The 18942-nt window shown below is 57.1% G+C and carries 17 protein-coding genes; 3 read left to right on the top strand and 14 right to left on the bottom strand.

Annotated features, from left to right (window positions below):
* The first annotated feature begins 83 nt into the window (after positions 1-83).
* A complete protein-coding gene (locus FEF65_RS10170; RefSeq protein WP_161595227.1) occupies positions 84-3134 on the top strand; it encodes a PAS domain S-box protein in 3051 nt (1016 codons plus the stop codon).
* A gap of 1 nt (position 3135) precedes the next feature.
* Here the strand turns inward: FEF65_RS10170 and FEF65_RS10175 are convergent, their stop codons facing one another.
* The 14 genes from FEF65_RS10175 to ispH form a co-directional block, all read right to left on the bottom strand.
* Positions 3136-3402 (bottom strand): hypothetical protein, encoded by a 267-nt coding sequence (locus FEF65_RS10175; protein ID WP_138239701.1) that lies wholly within the window; start codon positions 3400-3402, stop codon positions 3136-3138.
* 28 nt (positions 3403-3430) lie between these two features.
* Positions 3431-5230 (bottom strand): Na/Pi cotransporter family protein, encoded by a 1800-nt coding sequence (locus FEF65_RS10180; protein ID WP_138239702.1) that lies wholly within the window; start codon positions 5228-5230, stop codon positions 3431-3433.
* A gap of 46 nt (positions 5231-5276) precedes the next feature.
* Positions 5277-6137 (bottom strand): polyphosphate kinase 2, encoded by an 861-nt coding sequence (gene ppk2 / locus FEF65_RS10185; protein WP_138239753.1) that lies wholly within the window; start codon positions 6135-6137, stop codon positions 5277-5279.
* Positions 6138-6304: 167 nt separating this feature from the next.
* A complete protein-coding gene (gene pyrF / locus FEF65_RS10190) occupies positions 6305-6982 on the bottom strand; it encodes an orotidine-5'-phosphate decarboxylase (RefSeq protein WP_170304441.1) in 678 nt (225 codons plus the stop codon).
* Positions 6982-8121: a tetratricopeptide repeat protein gene (locus FEF65_RS10195; protein WP_138239703.1), complete on the bottom strand. Its 1140-nt coding sequence runs from the start codon at positions 8119-8121 to the stop codon at positions 6982-6984. The genes pyrF and FEF65_RS10195 overlap by 1 nt, the downstream gene beginning before the upstream one ends.
* A complete protein-coding gene (locus tag FEF65_RS10200; RefSeq protein ID WP_138239704.1) occupies positions 8118-8450 on the bottom strand; it encodes a LapA family protein in 333 nt (110 codons plus the stop codon). Before FEF65_RS10200 ends, FEF65_RS10195 begins: the two co-directional genes overlap by 4 nt.
* Before the next feature lie 7 nt (positions 8451-8457).
* Complete coding sequence (locus FEF65_RS10205; RefSeq protein ID WP_138239705.1) at positions 8458-8742, bottom strand: integration host factor subunit beta; 285 nt, start codon at positions 8740-8742, stop codon at positions 8458-8460.
* Between the two features lie 112 nt (positions 8743-8854).
* Positions 8855-10666 carry a 30S ribosomal protein S1 gene (locus FEF65_RS10210; RefSeq protein WP_138239706.1) on the bottom strand — a complete coding sequence of 604 codons (1812 nt, stop codon included), beginning with the start codon at positions 10664-10666 and terminating at the stop codon, positions 8855-8857.
* A 70-nt stretch (positions 10667-10736) separates the two neighbouring features.
* Positions 10737-11435, bottom strand: coding sequence for a (d)CMP kinase (gene cmk / locus FEF65_RS10215; protein WP_138239707.1), 699 nt, complete (start codon positions 11433-11435; stop codon positions 10737-10739).
* A complete protein-coding gene (gene aroA / locus FEF65_RS10220; RefSeq protein ID WP_138239708.1) occupies positions 11435-12784 on the bottom strand; it encodes a 3-phosphoshikimate 1-carboxyvinyltransferase in 1350 nt (449 codons plus the stop codon). Before aroA ends, cmk begins: the two co-directional genes overlap by 1 nt.
* The gene (locus FEF65_RS10225) at positions 12781-13653 is read right to left on the bottom strand and encodes a prephenate dehydrogenase (protein ID WP_138239709.1); all 873 of its coding nucleotides are present in this window, start codon (positions 13651-13653) and stop codon (positions 12781-12783) included. The genes aroA and FEF65_RS10225 overlap by 4 nt, the downstream gene beginning before the upstream one ends.
* Positions 13653-14765, bottom strand: coding sequence for a histidinol-phosphate transaminase (gene hisC, locus FEF65_RS10230; RefSeq protein ID WP_138239710.1), 1113 nt, complete (start codon positions 14763-14765; stop codon positions 13653-13655). Before hisC ends, FEF65_RS10225 begins: the two co-directional genes overlap by 1 nt.
* A gap of 10 nt (positions 14766-14775) precedes the next feature.
* The gene (pheA, locus tag FEF65_RS10235; RefSeq protein WP_138239711.1) at positions 14776-15927 is read right to left on the bottom strand and encodes a prephenate dehydratase; all 1152 of its coding nucleotides are present in this window, start codon (positions 15925-15927) and stop codon (positions 14776-14778) included.
* A gap of 173 nt (positions 15928-16100) precedes the next feature.
* Positions 16101-17075 carry a 4-hydroxy-3-methylbut-2-enyl diphosphate reductase gene (ispH, locus tag FEF65_RS10240; protein ID WP_138239712.1) on the bottom strand — a complete coding sequence of 325 codons (975 nt, stop codon included), beginning with the start codon at positions 17073-17075 and terminating at the stop codon, positions 16101-16103.
* 166 nt (positions 17076-17241) lie between these two features.
* On the opposite strand from ispH, the gene FEF65_RS10245 reads away from it, so the two are divergent.
* Both FEF65_RS10245 and coaBC read left to right on the top strand, forming a co-directional pair.
* Positions 17242-17724: a peroxiredoxin gene (locus FEF65_RS10245; RefSeq protein WP_138239713.1), complete on the top strand. Its 483-nt coding sequence runs from the start codon at positions 17242-17244 to the stop codon at positions 17722-17724.
* Between the two features lie 9 nt (positions 17725-17733).
* Positions 17734-18939, top strand: a complete 1206-nt coding sequence (gene coaBC, locus FEF65_RS10250) for a bifunctional phosphopantothenoylcysteine decarboxylase/phosphopantothenate--cysteine ligase CoaBC (RefSeq protein WP_238701340.1) — start codon at positions 17734-17736, stop codon at positions 18937-18939.
* The last annotated feature ends 3 nt before the right edge of the window (positions 18940-18942 follow it).

The following is an 18942-nucleotide window of genomic DNA, read 5'->3' on the forward strand; positions in this document are numbered from 1 at the left end:
GCCCCTCCTTCGATCATGGCACACGACTTGCGTTATACGGGCAGAGACAGAGCCACATGCCAGCAGAAGATATCACCACAGTCATGAGCCGCGACATCACCACGGCAACGGCAGACATCAGCGCTGCTGAAGCCGCTGTATTGATCAGCAAAAGCCGGCAGAAGTGCATCATTATTACGGCCGGGGGCTTCCCCGCAGGTCTGCTCACTGCGGCCGATATCTGTGCTGTGGTCGCACAGGGGCATCATCCGCTGACCACGACCATTGCCGATATCCCCCTGTCACCTGTCACCACACTCCCGGCTGATACCCCCTGCCATCAAATCGCTGACCTGCCCGGGCAAGACAGTCAATATATCGTGGTGGATCAGCAGAACATGGCCATCGGCCTGATCGATCAGGCCACACTCTGTCAGCTGCGCAAGGCCAACACAGAAGCTCGCCTGGCCGAACAACAGCAGGAGCTGAGACAGCTGACCTCATACATGCAGAAAAAAGATCAGCTTGATCATATCATCAGCCATATTCCGGTTGTCCATTACGCCTGCCGTTATCAGTCGGGCAGTTTCATCCCCTACTATGTTTCGGCCAACATTGAGACCCTGTTCGGCTACACGGCCACTGATTACATGGAAAACGGGACATGGTGGCAATCCATCCTGCATCCTGATGATGTCGAGCATGTGCTTAAACGGTTCGGGGAGGCCATGCTCGCCGGTCAGCACGAATTCAGTCATGAGTATCGCATCCGGAAGAAGGGGGGATCGCTGGTCTGGATCCGGGATGATGTAAACCTCGTTCATAATCAGGCCGGAGCACTGACTGAAATCATCGGTTCATGGCTGGATATCAGTGAGCAAAAGCTGCGTCAGTATGAGTTCGAGTCGGTTGTTGAAGCAAGCTTTGACGCCCTGATTGTTCATCGTCACGGTATCATCCTGTTTGCCAACAAGGCCGCCCTTCACCTTATCGGCGCCCGTAGCACTGCAGAAATCATCGGCACACCGATTCAGCGCTACCTGCACCCGGATGACTATACCCGGGCCATCGAGCGGTTGCAGAGCCTGACACCCGGAGGCGCCCCGCTGCCTCCGACGGTAGAGCGCTATCTCCGTCTGGATGGCGACACCATTGAAGTCGAGGTCTCCACCGCACTGTTTCAATACAACGGAGAAGCAGCATTCCTCTCCGCCGGACGGGATATCAGCGAACGTAAACAGGCCGAGCTGCTGCTGAAAAGAAGTGAAGAGAAGTTCCGCACCATTATCGATGCATCTCCGGTTGCACTGGCAGTGAGCGACTGTCATCAGCACATCACCCTGCTGAATCGCGCCTTTGTCGATCTCTTCGGCTATACGCAGGATGATATACCATCGCTGCAGCACTGGTGGCCTCTGGCCTATCCCGACCCGGCCTATCGCCGGCAGGTCGAGCAGTCGTGGCAGGCCGCCATTGCCAGTATCCATCAGCGAACTGCCGGGCATACGCCGATGGAATTCCGGGTGACCTGCAAGGATGGCACCATCAGGGATATCCAGTTCATCGTCACGGCTATGGGGGAGAGCTGCCTGACCATCATGAATGATCTGACCGCCCGCAAACAGGCTGAAAACCTGGCCCGCAAAATGTTGCAGGCCATCGAGCAGGCGGGTGAATCCATTCTTATGACCGACGCTGCCGGCATCATCGAGTATGTGAACCCGGCCTTTTCCGAACTGACCGGCTACAGCTGCCATGAAGCCGTCGGTCAAACGCTGGCCATGCTGCAGCTCCATGATCAAAACAGCCCCCTGTTCGAGCAGATGTGGAACACCATCTCGCATGGGGAGACATGGAGTGACAAGGCCATCGAATACGCCCGCGACGGCCACCCGATACCGGTGATGCTGACCATCTCTCCCGTGCGCAATGAATCGGGCATCATTACCAGCTATGTCGGCATTCAGCAGGATTTAAGTGCCTACGAAAGCCTTGAGCAGCAATTTCATCAGGCACAGAAGATGGAAGCCATCGGTACACTGGTGGGCGGCATCGCCCATGATTTCAACAATATGCTGGCCGGCATCACCGGCAACCTGTTTCTGGTCCGGCACCGGCTGGAGAATCACCCTCAGGCGCTTGAAAAACTGGCCAATGTAGAGGAGCTGACCTTTCGGGCCTCGGATATGATCCGCCAACTGCTGACCTATGCCCGCAGGGACAAGGTCAGCATGAGGGCGTTGCCACTGGCACCGTTTATCAAGGAAACCCTGAAATTCCTGCGCACTGTGATACCCGAAAATATCGAGCTGCATCAGTACATCAGCCTTGAGCATATCATGATTCATGGCGATGGCACCCAGCTGCACCAGGTACTGATGAACCTGATAAATAATGCCCGTGACGCCCTGGAAGAGATTGAGAACCCGATCATCTCGGTGAGACTGGAGCTGTTTCAGCCTGACCACAGCTTTATCAAGAAGCACCGCTATTTCAGGGAGGGATCATATGCCCGCCTGATCATTGCCGATAACGGTGCGGGCATTGCCGCCGAACATCTCCCGCATATTTTTGAACCGTTCTTCACAACAAAAGAGCTCGGCAAGGGAACCGGCCTGGGACTGGCCATGGTATATGGCGCGATCAAAACCCACCGTGGCTTTATTGAGGTGACGAGCAACAGCGAATCAGGCACCCATTTTGATATCTATCTGCCAGCGCTGACGCCGGAAACAGGCACAACAGGCCTGCCAACAGCCGATAAGATGATCTGCGGTCATGGCGAAACCATTCTTCTGGCCGATGATGAGGCCCAGATTCTACAGACAGGAAAAGCGGTGCTGAAATCTCTGGGCTATCAGGTCCTCACCGCCGGCAATGGCAAGGAGGCTGTCGAACTTTTCTGTCTGCATGCAGACACGATTGCACTATGTATGCTTGATATTGTCATGCCGGTTATGGGGGGTGATGCCGCAGCTGAAAAGATTCGCGCCATCCGCCCCGACATGCCGGTCATTTTTGTATCCGGCTACGACAAACTCAACCATACCGATACGAGCAGTGAGACCATACTGACTAAACCCTGCCCGGTTACACTGATGAGCAGGGAAATCCATCAGGCCCTGCATCCGCAGCAGGACGAGCCGCAAGCGTAATCTACTCTCTCTTTTCCCAGCTCTTGCCACGCGCCTCAGCCAGCAAACGCACCCCTTTCTCACGCTGGCTGTGCACAATTTTAAGTTCCTGCTCAAGCAGGCGACGTTCCCCCTCATCCATTTCGCCTGCAATCTCTTCCTGAAGCTTCAGCTCTTTCTTTTTCAGCTTCTTCAGTACCCTGGAAAGTCCTTCATCACGATCGTGGCGCTTGTACTCTTCCTCATAAAGGTAGTCGTTCAGTTTTTTAAGCAACTTTCTGAGCTTCATCTCTTTTGCCCCTCATCCCGAGCCCTGATCATTTGCTTCCACCATCCAGCAGAGAACTGATCTCTTCATCCTCCAGCGCAATCAGATGCTCCGCCTCGGTTTCAGATGTTGCCCCTGCATGGAACAGATTACTGCTGATCGCAATCAGATTGCGGATAATGTCATACGAGTAGGTACTGTCATTGATCAGTGAGATACCCATATCCGCCGTGATATGATGAGCACGAATCAACCGTTCAATGCGCTCATTCAGAATGGCCGCGTTTTCTTCAAGCGTCAGTTTCAGCGCATCCAGTGACAAGACGGTGACAGCCGGATCATTGCCGGTTCGAATTTTCTCCAGCCGGCGCATCACCCGGATAATACGGGAGCGGATACGGTTGTACTCATCGCGAATATAGGCGTTATCGGCACTGATATATTCGTTCATATTTTTCTGCAAATGCTTGATGCCCTTGAGAACCATGATGATATTCTGGTTGGCATTGCGAATGCGGGAGAATTCCTGGGCCGACTGCGACTCAACCGGCACCTTGCCACAAAAGGTGATAATCGCACCGTAAAGGCTCTTGATATCCCGCTCGTAGGCGGCATCAATATCATACTCGACCGGCTCGCTGTAGCGCCTGATCACATCATCGATCGGCAGATCGGAAAACATCTCCTCCCGCCCCAGACTCAGGCCGCTGGCGACAATTTCGTGGGCATTGTCATAGACCCGCAACGTTTCATTCCGCAGTGCCTCGATAGAGGTATCGTAGAACTCCAGTGCGGCCGCATTCAGATACTGCGGTACCGCAAAACGGGATACAGGAGCCGGAATCAACCGCTCCAGCCATTGCACCATATAACCGATCAATGGCACCATCAGAACGATACCGGTCAGGTTAAACAGGGTGTGAAACACCGCCAGTTTCAGCGTGTAGTCATCCTCGGCAATACCGATAGCAGCACTGATATAGTCGACACTGCTGATAAACTGATGAATCAGGGCAATGGCCACTACCCCGGTCACCATATTGAAAATCAGATGACCACCGGCCAGCTGACGCCCCTTTTCGTTCGAGCTGAGGGAACCAAGAATGGCGGTAATGGTCGTACCGACATTGGCACCGATGGCCAGGGCCAGGGCATTTTCATAGGTAATCTGCTGTGCCGCCAGGGCGGTAATAATAATCACCAGGGTAGCGTGGCTGGACTGCATAATGACCGTTGCCGCCACACCAATCAGCGCAAACAGGAAAAGCCCCGGATAACCGGCAACCGCATAGTCGGAGAGACGAATCGTCTCGCGAAACGCTTCAAACCCCTCTTTCATATAGTGGATACCAAGAAACAGGAAGCCGAGACCGGCCAGAATATAACCGAAGCCCTTGAGCTTTTTGGAAGATTGAAAGATCAGGATGATGCCAAATACCAGCATCGGCATGGCATAGGCGGCGATGTTCACCTTCAAACCGAAACCGGCCACCAGCCAGGCACCGGTCGTCGTGCCCAGGTTAGCGCCGAAGATTATCCCCAGTCCTTCGGTCAGCCCGATCAGGCCGGCACTGAGAAAGGAGATGGTAATGACACTGACCAGTGAGCTGGACTGCATGATGGTTGTGGTCACCACACCGAAACTCAGGCTCTTCCACAGCGTATCGGTCGTCCGCCTGAGCGTTTTCTCCAGCGCGCCACCGGTAAAGGCCCGAAAGCCCTCTTCAAGCGAAAGCATGCCAAAAAGAAAAATCGCCACACCGGCAGAGATCGCCTTGAAATCAGGACTGACCCAGAAACCGTAAGCCAGCACCAGGCAGATCGCCGGCAACAGGATTTTACCTGCCATACTTCTCAGCAATCCAGACCTCCTGATATCACTCCCGCTCGATCATTCATACCGGCTCCGCTTTCTTTTTCCCCTTGCCCTTGCGCAAGCGGGCGTTCTGCATCAATTCAATCTCGCGCGCACCGGATAGAACCACCGCATCATCAGGCACATAATCGATCTGCTGATTGAGCTGCTCATAATCCACCGCATTGAGAATCACCCGAATGGCATTCAGACGCGCCAGGTGTTTATCCGCTGAACGGATCACCGTCCAGGGGGCGGCAGCGGTATGCGTATTTCTCAGCATCTCGAATTTGACCCGATCAAAATCCTCCCAGCGCTCCTGCGCCTGCACATCCACTTCCGAAAGCTTCCATTGGCGCAGGGGATCATGCTCCCGCCGGTCGAAGCGCTTCTTCTGAATTTCCCGGGTCACACTAAAATAGATCTTGACCAGAATCGTTCCCTGCCGGACCAGATCCTTCTCGAAGCCAACCACGCCTTTCATGAAGTCGTTATACTCTTTTTCGGTGCAAAAGCCGAACACCGGCTCAACCATGGCACGGTTATACCAGCTGCGATCAAACATCACGATCTGGCCACCACTGGGAAACTGGGAAACATATTTCTGGAAAAACCACTGGCTGCGCTGCTCTTCTGTGGGCTTACCCATGGCAATCACGCGATAGTGCTTTTCATTCATATAGCGTGTCACGCTGCGAATGGTACCACCCTTGCCGGCCGCATCGCGCCCCTCAAAGAGGATAATCATGCGCTTGTTGGTCTGCTCAAGATGCTGTTGCAGCTGAATCAGCTCTGCCTGATACGGCTTAAGCTCCTGCTCCTGCAGGTATCGGGTCAGCACCGAGCGGATTTTCTCATCACTGAGACCATGTTGACGGGCCAGCTCATCAAAGCAGCGCATACCCGGCTGCTGATCATCCGGGACCGGATCCGATGCTTCCGTCACATGTTCCATGATTCACTCCTCGTATCACTTAAACCGCCCTGCGGCGTAAGATCATACACAAGAAGATAAAAACAGGAAAGTGCGGTCGTTATCTGTTCACAGCGGCCACGCACTCACAGTCGCTATAGTACCACAGCACTCCGCATCATGGCCTGAGCCTGCATGGCGGCAGCATGAGGATCTTCCGCCTGAATAATCGGCCGACCGACCACCAGATAATCGGAACCGGCACGAATGGCCCCGGCGGGATCCGCCACCCGCTTCTGGTCCTGCTGATCCTGCCCGCCCCAGCGAATGCCGGGCGTGACCGTGATAAAATCGGCACCACAGGCGTGCTTGATCGCCTCGACCTCATGTACGCTGCAAACCACACCGTCAAGACCGGCATCCCTGGCCATTTTCGCCCGTTCCAGAGCCACAACGGCAGCCTCGGCAGCCGGCATCGGATCACTGGTCAGCACCGTCACGGCAATCAGCTTCATGCCGGGAAAGCGGGCGCCCGACTGTGCCGCAGCGGTCAGCATTTCCATACCGCCACCGGCATGCACATTCACCATCTCCACACCAAGACGACCGGCACTCTCCACTGCCTGGGCAACGGTATTGGGAATATCATGGAATTTGAGATCAAGAAATACCTTGTGGGTTTTTCTTACCGCAGCGACCAGTTGCGGTCCCTCGGCCACAAACAGACGCAGACCGATCTTGAGCCAGCCAACCGAATCGCCCATCTGATCGCGCAATGCAAGTGCTGCATCCGCATCCGCTACGTCCAAAGCCACCATCAACCGGTCATGCATCAGATTCTCTCCTCATGTTTCGGGTGCAATGTACCCCAACTGTGACATTGCGGGCATTGCCAGCGTACATCCACCACCTCAATACCGCATGTCTCGCAAACATAGTTTTTTGCCCGCTTGCGCCACTGTCTGGCAAAACGGGCATGGGCATCATGCTCATTGCCAAGCACAGCCTGCAGTCGCAGGGACTCCCGCAATGTGGCCGGCGTAAAAGCCAGCTCGGCATAGAGTGATTCAGCCTGCGCCACCCCGCGCTTACCGGCCAGCGCTTCCAGCCAGCTCAATGCCAGCTCGGCATCGGGCTTCCGGCGCCACATATCCATCAGCAGCGCATGCCCCTGCCGATCGTAAAACTCAGGGTAGGCCAACAACCCAGGAATAATCAGTGCAAAATGCTCGGATGAAAGCTGACGAAGCGACTGCACCTCTTCGATAGCCAGATCGGTGTTGCCCGCCTCCAGCGCCAGCTTGATCGCCACCATACGGGCAGGAGCGCAACTCTTGTCGAGCTCGATGGCCCTGGCCGCATAGGTTGCAGCCTCTTCCACCTGCCCCTGAGCCAGACAGAGCGTTGCCAGCTCGGAAAAGAGATAGGCCCGGCGAGAGCCATAGGATGCTCCCCGCACCTGCTCCAGCCGTGACAACAGCTCTTCAGCCAGTAACCACTCGGAGCTCTGTTCGCGAATGCGCAGACTCGCCTCCAGCGCATCGGCATGATCCGACTGCAATGTCAGCGCTTTATCATATTGCAACAGGGCCCGATCAAGCAGGCCACCGGTCTGAAAATCCTTTGCCAATGCCATATGCGCCTGCAAGTGCAGCGATTTGGGCAGATCCGGACGAGCCAGAAGATTCTGATGAATACGAACAGCACGACCGATTTCACCGCGCGAGCGGAACATCTCACCAAGCGCCATATAAACATCGGCAGCCTCTGAACGCAGACGGGCCACCTGAACCATCTCCTGCAGCGCCAGATCCGGCTCATCCGACAGCAGATAGTTGATACCGCGCAACAGTGGCGAAATGCGCTCATCCTCTTCCTGACGAGGTTCGACCTCTTCCTGCAGGGGGCGCAGCACCAGTGCCAGCAACACGACCAGTACGACGGCGGTAATCGCCAGCAGAATGGTATTCATACGTCATCCTGAAGCGGGATATTGCGCAGGTTATCCACTTCCCGCTGCAGCCGCTCATGCTCCTGACGCAGCCAGGCAATCTCCAGCTTATGCTTGCGCCTGGAGAATGTCAGCGCCAGCACGCCGCCTGAGAAACCCAGTATAAATGCAATAAATACAGGAATATAAACCGGAATCGCCGCACTGCTGACGCCTAGAAAGTGCAGCTGTACAGGGGTCAGATTGGCCAGCGCAAACATCGTTGCAAATGATGTCAGAACAAACACCACCAGCACGTTGATCCAGTTTACCGACTGCAACCCCGGCAAATGAAGTGCGTATCTGGGCATTGCTGATTCAGCCTGCCTGATCAACCCGCTCGCGCAACTCTTTACCAGGCTTGAAGTGCGGAACGGCCTTGGCCGGCACCTCTACCGCTTCACCTGTTTTCGGGTTTCTGCCAGTCCGGGCCTGACGCGCCTTGGTGGTAAAGCTGCCGAATCCACGCAGCTCAACATGGTCACCGGCCGCCAGTGCGTCGCCGATCACCGAAAAAATAGTATTCACAACAACTTCGGCCTCACGCCTTGTGATGCCCTGCTGCTGTTCTGCAATCATCTCAACCAATTCTGATTTTGTCATCCACGCCTCCGCTTATCGCCGCAAACATCATCAGCCACGGCACACCAACATACGAAGCCCGATTACAGCCGCCGACCCTGCAGACGACTGTAACCGGGCACACGATTTCGCGTTATACCTTACCCAACAGCTTGCGCTGCAGTTCAAGGGCCAGTGCCGATGGTGTTGCATCGCCGGCACTCTGACGTGAATAGTTACGAACAGCCTCACGCTCCTCTTCAATCAGGTGCTGACGAATCGACAGGCTGACCTGACGGCGCTTGCTGTTGACCTCGACAATCTTGGCCTCCACCTCGGCGCCAACCTTAAGCTCGGCGTGATCACGCGGCACTTCGCGCATGGCAAGGAATGCCTGCACACCATCGGCGAGCTCAACCACTGCACCGGATGGCTTCACCTCGACAACCGTACCATTGACGCTGCTGCCACGCTTCACGCCTGACAGGAAGAGCTCGAACGGATCAGCAGAGAGCTGCTTGATACCGAGTGAAATACGCTGCTGATCAGCATCCACACCAAGTACCACGCACTCAACCTCCATACCCTTCTGGTATGCGGCCAGTGCCTCGGACGCAGACTGATCCCAGGAGAGATTCTCCATATGAACCAGACCATCCATACCGTCAGCGACATGCACGAAGAAACCGAAATCGGTGATATTCTTGATCTTGCCGGAGATATGAGAACCGACCGGGTGATCAGCCATCCACACCTGCCACGGATTCTCGGTCACAGCCTTCAGGCTCAAACGGATACGACGCGCGGATGCATCAAGATCGAGCACCGCCACATCCACCACATCGCCCTCGGCCAGCACTGCCGCCGGATTGACATCACGGTTGGTCCAGCTCAGCTCGGAGCGGTGAATCATACCCTCAACACCCGGCTCCAGCTCTACCACAGCGCCGAAATCGAGCAGACGGCGTACGGTACCGGTCAGCCCCATACCCGGCTCATAGGTCGCCTCAACATTATCCCACGGATCGGACTGCAGTGCCTTCATCGATACGGAGACCTTGCCGGTTTCCGCATTCAGCTTGACGATCTCCACGGTCACACTCTGACCGACACTGAGCATTTCTGACGGATGCTTGATCCGGCGCCATGAAACATCGGAGACATGCAGCAATGCATCCACACCGCCAAGATCCACAAACGCACCGAAATCAGCCAGACGCTTGATCTCACCGGTCACCTTGTCGCCAACGGCATGCTGCTCGAAAAATGCAGTGCGCTTGCCTTCCTGCTTCGCCATCAGCGGACGACGACGGGATACAACAATATTTTCAGGTTTACGGCGGGCTTCAAGCACCGTCACCATGCACGGACGACCAATCAGTGCAGCAGCCTGCACATGGATATCGGTATCGGCTTCCGAGCGCGGCATGAATGCATTCAGACCATTCAGGTTAACCCGGAATCCACCCTTGGTTTCAGCGGTGACGACACCCTCAACCGTCGTTTCATTGGCCTGAGCCGCCTCAAGCACGCTCCATGCTTCGCGCTGTCTGGCTGCAAGCACGGAAAGGCGAACGCCGGCAGAGCCTCCGACCGACTGCACCAGTGCCTCGATCTCATCGCCCACCGACGGTACAGGCAAACCGGCCTGCTCAAACTCGCTCAGCGGAACAGCGCCCTCTGCCTTGGTGCCCACATCAAGCACCACCACATCAGCATTCACACCCACAACCACGGCCTTGAACATCTCGCCACGGCGAATCTCGGACTGCTCCTTCAATGAGGCTTCGAAAAGCTGCTGGAATGACTCCTCTTCCACAGCTGGAGCTGCAACAGCGCTCTCTGCAACGGCCGTATCGACGGCTTCAGCCACCCCGGTCCCGGCAGAACCCTCATTGGCAGCGACGATTTCGGTTGCCGCCGCAGCGGCCTCCAGATCCTTATTCAGCTTCTCGGCTTCACTCATGTGTTCCATCCTAATGACTCAATTCATTGACGAATTGTTATTCAGTATTGTGATCAGTTGTCGTGACGGATCAGTCGTCGATCGCTTCGATCAACCCTCTCCGTTCCAGTATACCCAGCATACGATCCACGACCTCATCCACCCGCAATGTGGTGGAATCAATCGCAATGGCATCAACTGCCTGGGCAAGGGGTGCATGCTGACGCTCTCTATCGCGTTGGTCACGCTTTTTCAGATCAAGCAGCACCTCGTCGAAATCGCATCTGCGCCCCATCTGTTTGAGCTGGGACCAGCGTCTGCGCGCACGTTCCCGCACAGAAGCGGTAAGGAAAAATTTTGCCGGTGCATCCGGCAATACAACGGTGCCGATATCACGCCCATCCATAATACAGCCACTGCCGGCCAGCTGCTGTTGCAGGGTTAACAGGCGGGCGCGAACCTCCGGCATGGCCGCCACCATGGAAGCGGCAGCGCCGACCTCCTCGCCGCGCAGGCGATCGGTCCACTTCTCACCATGAAACTCAATCCCGCTACTGCTCCAGATCAGGCCATCAAGCATCTCGACAGTCACCTGTACCATCGCCGCTTCATCGGCCAGGTCCGCCCCTCGCTGCAGTGCCACAGCACCGGTCAAACGATATAGCAGCCCCGTATCCAGCACAGGCAGACCAACCTCCTCCGCCAGCAGCTTCGCCACCGTCCCCTTACCGCTGCCGGAAGGGCCATCCACCGCGATTTTCAGGCCAGCGACCGGCTTCCACATCGCCATTAAAGTCCGTCCTCATCGGCCCAGCGCACATTCATGCCAACCGACTGTGCCAGCGCCACAAAGTTGGGAAAACTGGTCGCAATCGCTGCCGCATTATGGATACGAACCTCACCATCCGCCCGCTGGGCAGCGACAGCCATCGCCATCGCGATACGGTGATCACCATGTGCATCCACATCGACGTTGCCGCGCAGCATCGACTGTCCGCGAATGACGGCGCCATCAGGCTTCTCCTCGACATCCGCTCCGGCCGAACGCAGGGCTGCCGCCATCGCCGCAATACGATCAGACTCTTTCACGCGCAGCTCTTCGGCATCGGTCAGTACAAATTCGCCATCGGCAAGACTGGCTGCGGCAAACAGCACAGGAAACTCATCAATCGCATCCGGCACATCATCCGGATTCACCTGTGCACCATGCAATCCGCCGGCGCGGATGCGTACATCGGCCACCGGCTCCTCGCCCACACTGCCCTCACCCACCAGCGTTACATCAGAGCCCATCGCCAGCAGAATCCGTCGCCAGCCATCACGGCGCGGATTAATGCCGATCCCCTCAATGCTGATATCCGAACCGGGTACCAGCGCCGCAGCTACAGCAAAAAAACATGCCGATGAAGGATCCGCTGGAATATCCACCACACTCGACGGAGCCGTCAGAGCACCGGTCGGGCGCAGGGAGATCGTTCCGTCCTCAGCCACATCAACCGGCTGCCCGAACAGCGGCAGCATACGTTCGGTATGATCACGTGTCGGTTTCGGCTCTTTCACCGTGGTGACACCATCGGCATAGAGACCGGCCAGCAACACACATGATTTGATCTGCGCACTGGCCACCGCCGACACATGATCAATGGCCTGCAGCTGACCACCGGTGATCGTCAGCGGCAGAAGATTGCCGCCTTCGCGCCCGTCGACGGTAGCTCCCATACGACGCACCGGATCAGCCACACGCTGCATCGGCCGCTTGCTCAGGCTGGCATCGCCACCCACCGTCGTCGAAAAACTCTGGCCGGCCAGCACGCCGGTCATCAGTCGAACACAGGTACCGGAGTTGCCTGCATCCAGCATATTCTCAGGCGCCTGCAAACCATGCAGCCCCACCCCGTGCACACGCAATGCGGTCTTCTCATCATTCAGCCATTCGATCTGCACACCCATATCGATAAACATCTGTGCTGTCGCGATATTATCTTCGCCGGGAAGAAAGCCGCGGATTTCCGTAACGCCATCAGCCAGTGAAGCAAGCATCACACCTCTGTGCGACATCGACTTGTCTCCGGGCACATGGATGCGTCCATGCAACGGCCCGGCTGCAGGGCCGGCAATCAGGGTTCCACCAATATTCACAATTCATCTCCATTTTTCCGCAACCATGCGTCACGGGCTGCCTTGGCAGCAGCAAATTCAGCCAGCAGATGGGCGCCATCCGCCGCCGTCACGGCCTCGCGCAATTCACCCAGCTCGGCGATCAGCGCGTCCAGCTTATGCACAAGCGCCTCCCTGTTACACAGGGCAATATCCCGCCACATCTGCGGGGATGAGGAGGCAATACGGGTAAAGTCACGAAACCCGCCGGCCGCAAACCGGAACGGATCATCACCCCCGCTTTTCCGCACCGCATTGACCAGTGCAAATGCCGCCAGATGCGGCAGGTGACTCACCGCGGCCAGGTGCTCATCATGTTCACTCGCATCCATCTCGATCAGCTGACTACCGGTTGCGGCCCACAACGAACGCACCATCTCCAGCGCCGCCGGGTCGGTTGTCGCATCCGGCGTCAAAATACACCAGCGATCCTGAAACAGGGTTGCGAAGGCGGCCCCCGCGCCCGACTGCTCGGTACCGGCGATCGGATGCGCCGGTACAAACCGGCTCATATCCGGCAGATGAGCACGGGCATCAGCGATCACCGACTGCTTGCTGCTGCCGGCATCTGTCACCACCGCATGGGCAGGCAAGGACTTCGCCATGGCGGCAAACACTTCACCACAGGAGGCAACCGGCACACTGACCAGCACCACATCGGCATCGATGACTGCCTCGGCCACATCATGGCAGAAGTCATTAATCACGCCGAGCTCAACCGCCAGCTGCAGATTTTCACGGCTGCGCCCGACACCGGTAATGCGTCCGGCAAAGCCGGCCCGGCGCAGCGCCAGCGCAAATGAACCGCCAATCAGGCCGGTTCCAACTACCACCAGATGGGTATGGACCATCAAGACCGGGACTCCATCGCCGCCAGGATATCCTGCATGGCGGCAATAAATGCATCGTTTTCAGCCGCAGTGCCCACCGAAATACGCAGGTAGTCCGCCATCCCGTAACCCGCCAGCGGGCGCGGGATAATGCCGCGATCCTCAAGTGAAGCGGCAATCTGACGACTGCCGGCATGGCGCAGCAGAACAAAGTTACCATGACTGTGGCCGCCATAGACCTGCAACTGCTGCAGGACCGCTTCCATGCGGTCACGCTCAACCAGTGTATCCGCCACCCTCGCCCGAACCCACTCGCCATCTGCAAGTGCCGCAATGGCAGCCGCCTGTGCCGGCAGGCTGACATTGAACGGTTCACGGAAGCGATTGATCAGCGCTGCAATCGCCGCATCGGCAACCGCATAACCGATACGGCATCCGGCCAGCCCGTAAGCTTTGGAAAAGGTACGGCTGACCACAAGCCCCGGATGCGTCAGCGTCGTCAGCGAGTCACCAAGCTCATCGGCCACGAACTCGTAGTAGGCCTCATCAAGAATCACCACAACATCACGGGGCAGCAGATCAAGAAAGCCCTGCAGGGAGGTCAGATCCAGCAGCGTCCCGGTCGGGTTATTCGGATTGGCGATACACACCACTTTGGTCTTTTCATTCACCGCCTGTGCCATCGCCTGCAGATCATGCGTCAGGCCGTCAGCCTCAGGCACGGCAACACCGGTGGCACCGGCAGCCTGAGCCGCCAGCGCATAGACAATAAAACCGCGCCAGCTGTACACCACCTCATCACCGGGGCCGGCGAAGGTACGAATGATCAGCTCCAGCACCTCGTTGGAGCCGTTACCGACAATGATCCGGTCTGCCGGCAACTGATGAAAAGCAGCAATCGCCGCCTTCAGGGCACCGGCATCACCATCCGGATAACGATGCACTTCGCCGGCTGCCTTCCGGATTGCCTCCACAGCTTTCGGAGAAGGGCCATACGGGTTCTCATTCGATGCCAGCTTCACCGCATGGCTGAGCCCCTTTTCACGCAACAGCACCTCTATCGGCTTCCCCGGCACATACGGATACAATGCCGACGCCTGTGGCACGGCTCTGGCCAACCAATCAATACGCATACTCACTCACCTACAATGGTTTAGATACCGGATACGAACCAAGCACCTTGATAAAGCCGCCGGGACGGCTGCTGATTTCGGCTATCGCTTCAGCGACGGCCGCATCATCACGATGCCCCTGGATATCGGCAAAAAAGACATATTCCCAGAGCTTTTTCTTGGATGGCCGCGACTCGATCCGGGTTAAGCCGATATGACGATCGGCAAAGGATGAAATCAGGCTGTGCAGTGCCCCCGGCTCATCCCGAATGGACATGACCAGCGACGTTTTATCCTCTCCCGACGGCGGCGAATCATGTTGTCCGATCACAAAAAAGCGGGTGGTATTATCGTGAAAGTCTTCAATATTGCGCTGCATCAGCGGCAATCCCGAGCGATCGACAATCGAATACGGACCAATCACGGCACAGCGCTGCCAGTCGAGCGTCGGCGAGGCAGCGGCTTTGGCTTCATCGACAATCTGGGCGGCACGAATCGTCGAGGAGGCCTCCAGCATTTGCGCATTGGGCAGATGCTCTGCCAGCCAGCCGCGACACTGTCCCAGCGGCTGCGGATGCGACATCACCACATCGATATCGGCAAGGGATTCGGCATAGGTAAAGAGGTGGTGATGGATGGAGAGCTGCACCTCGGCACAGATGAAAATATCGCGCTCCATATCAGCGAACTGATCAAGCGTCGGCGTGACGGCACCTTCAAATGCATTCTCCACCGGCACAACACCATAGGTGGCACGGCCGGCCTCGACTTCATCAAATACCTGAGCCAGCGAACTGCAGGGAAGATATTTGGCCGTCGAACCGAACTGGCGACTTGCCGCACTGTGGCTGAAGGTACCCTCCGGCCCCAGATAGGCGATCGTCATCGGGTGCTCAAGCGCCAGACAGGCACCGATGATTTCACGGTATATGCCATGAATCGCTTCATCGGGAATCTTGCTCTCATGCGCACTGGTCGCTGCCGTCGCATTACGTGCCAGCAAACGCCGTATAATCGATGCCTCACGACTCGGCACATAAAAGGGGGCATCCACAGAACCCTGCTTCGCCTCACCCACCTGGCCGGCAAGCCGGGCCCGCTTGCGGATCAGCTCCAGCAGTTCGTCATCCACTGCATCAATTGCCTGACGCAGAATTGCTAGTTTCTTCTCAAGTTCAGCCATGCCAGCAAGCTAGCAGCAGGAGCAAGCTCATGGAAACCATAACAATGATCGCGCCGGTCAAGCCGTCTGCATCACGCACAGCGAGCCCGTAAAACAGTGCCGCCGGACAGGAAAACATCATCGTTTACACAGCCGCAACAGCCGCTGAAACAACGATGGGAGTTGCCGAAAATTTACTCTGCCTGCTTCTGCCGCAACTCTTCAGGCAAACTGAATGTCACATGTTCCTCGCGCACCAGCAACGTCCGCACCTCGCCAAATCCCTGCGTGGCCAGCCACTTCACCACCTCTGCAACCAGCACCTCCGGAGCCGAAGCGCCGGCCGTAATACCGATACGCGCATCGCCGGCAAACCAGCTTGCATCAATATCTTCCGCCCCGTCGATCAGATAGGCCGCACAACCGGCCCGTTCGGCCACCTCGCGCAAACGATTCGAGTTGGACGAGTTTTTCGAGCCGATCACCAGCACCACATCACTCTCTTCAGCCAGTGCCTTGGTCGCCTCCTGGCGATTACTGGTGGCATAACAGATATCCTCACGCTTGGGTCCCTGCAATTTCGGAAAACGGGCGCGCAAGGCCGCGATCACATCCGCCGTATCATCCACACTCAGGGTCGTTTGGGTGACATAGGCCAGCTTGTCAGGATCGCGAACCTCAAGCGCCGCCACATCATCCACGGTTGCCACCAGCAACACCGCCCCGGCAGGAGCCTGCCCCATCGTCCCTTCAACCTCGGGATGGCCGGCGTGACCGATCAGAATCACCTGATCACCCCGCTGATAATGCCGCAGCAACTCCAGATGCACCTTGGTCACCAGCGGACAGGTTGCATCGATAACACGCAGGCCGCGCTGAGCCGCTCGCTGGCGCACCTGCTGGCTGACACCATGGGCAGAAAAAATCAGCAGCGCCCCATCCGGGGCGTCATCCACTTCATCGATAAAAATGGCCCCCTTCTGCTTCAGGTCCGAAACCACATAGCGGTTGTGTACAATTTCATGCCGGACATAAACCGGCGCCCCGTAAACAGCCAGCGCCCGCTCAACAATTTCGATTGCACGATCAACGCCTGCACAAAAACCTCGCGGCTGCGCCAGCAACACGGCTGAGGGATGAAATGTGACGGCGACAGACTCTTGCTGCATTGAAAAACTCCTTGCGTTACGATCCGCTGCAAGGCTAGCAAAAATGCGACGACAATCACCCATCAGGGAATCAGGGGTGGATGCGCCCAATTCAGGAAGGGTTCCTCATCCACTGACCTTTGCCTGCTGCGGTGATAGCCTGCGCTGATTATCCATTGGAGGTCACATGGCAGATTATACCATTCACCCGGGCGATGCCGCCCCGGCAGATATCGAACTCGACACCTGGCCTGAAGGCCGCCTGAAGCTGGCCGATCTCGCCGGCCAGTGGATCATCCTCTATTTTTACCCGAAAGACAGCACCTCGGGCTGCACCACAGAGTCCTGCGAATTCCGCGATGCCCGACCGGACTTCAGCGGTGCAGGCGCCACGATTGTCGGCGTCTCCCGCGACTCGATTGCATCCCATGCCCGCTTCGGTGAAAACCAGTCGCTCAACTTCACCCTTATCTCCGATCCGGACGAACAGTTGTGCCGGGCGTTTGATGTCATGCAAATGAAAATGAATTACGGCAAGGAGTATCTCGGCGTAGAGCGCTCCACCTTCATTATCAATCCCGAAGGCGATATTGCCGCAGCATGGCGCAAGGTTCAGGTCAAAGGTCACGTCGAAACAGTACTCAACACGCTCAAAGAGCTGCAGTCCTGAGGCGACACCATGGCCACACCGATTCCGCTGATGCTCTGCAATAAGCGCATTCTGCTCGGCATTGGCGGCGGTATTGCCGTCTATCGGGTGGCCGAGCTCGCCCGCCTGCTGGTCAAACAGGGGGCAGAGGTCCGCTGTGTCATGACCCGTTCGGCCTGCGAGTTTGTCACCCCGCTGACCTTTGAAGCCCTGACAGGCAACAGCGTGCATACCCGCCTGTTCGACCTGGTCGGCGATAACGCCTCGATGGGACATATCGAGCTTGCACGCTGGGCTGATGCCATCATCATCGCTCCTGCAACCGCAGGAGTACTGGCCAGAATAGCGCACGGCATCGCCGATGATCTGCTAAGCACCATCATGCTGGTCAGTGAGGCCCCGGTACTGCTTGCACCGGCCATGAATCATTCGATGTGGAGCAACGCTGCCACCCGCCACAACACCGCCCTGCTCAGGGAGCGGGGAATGCATATCACAGGCCCGGCGGCCGGCATCCTGGCCTGCGGTGAGGAGGGGGCAGGCCGCCTGAGCGAACCGGAAGATATACTCGCCGCCCTGCTACCGCTGCTGACTCCGCCGGCACTTGCCGGGCAACGCTGGGTCATCAATGCCGGCCCAACCGCTGAAGCGTGGGATGGTGTACGTATTCTGACCAACCGGGCCAGTGGTACCCTTGGCGCGCTGCTGGCCAGCCAGGCCGCCATCATGGGAGCACGCGTAACCCTGATAGCCGGACCCGGGACACCTGCCACCATCACAGACGTAGAGCGAATTCCTGTCGAGTCGGCCGATGCCATGCTTGCCGCCTGTCTGCAGGCGGCTGCAGGTGCAACGGTATTTGTCGGCACCGCCGCCGTAAGCGATTTCCGTTTCACCCGGCCAGTGAGCGGAAAAATCAAACGTGGCAGCACCGGGCAGATGGTCGTGGAGCTCACTGCCAACCCCGATATCATTGCCACCGTCGCCCATATGCATGATCGCCCCTGCAGGGTGATCGCCTTCGCTGCAGAAGCGGAAAAGCACATTGAACATGGCCGCAAAAAGCTTGCTGCCAAGGGGGTGGATGCCATTGTTGCCAATGACATCAGCAATATGGGCAGTCATGCAGGAGGGGGCTGGTGGCTCACTCCGGACCATGAGGCCGAACTGCACAGCAGTAACAAGCAGGCCTTTGCCGACGCCATTATTCATCAGATCATGAAGCTTGAGGAATAAAAC

The sequence above is a fragment of the Mariprofundus erugo genome, from assembly GCF_005818865.1.
Lineage (GTDB): Bacteria > Pseudomonadota > Zetaproteobacteria > Mariprofundales > Mariprofundaceae > Mariprofundus > Mariprofundus erugo.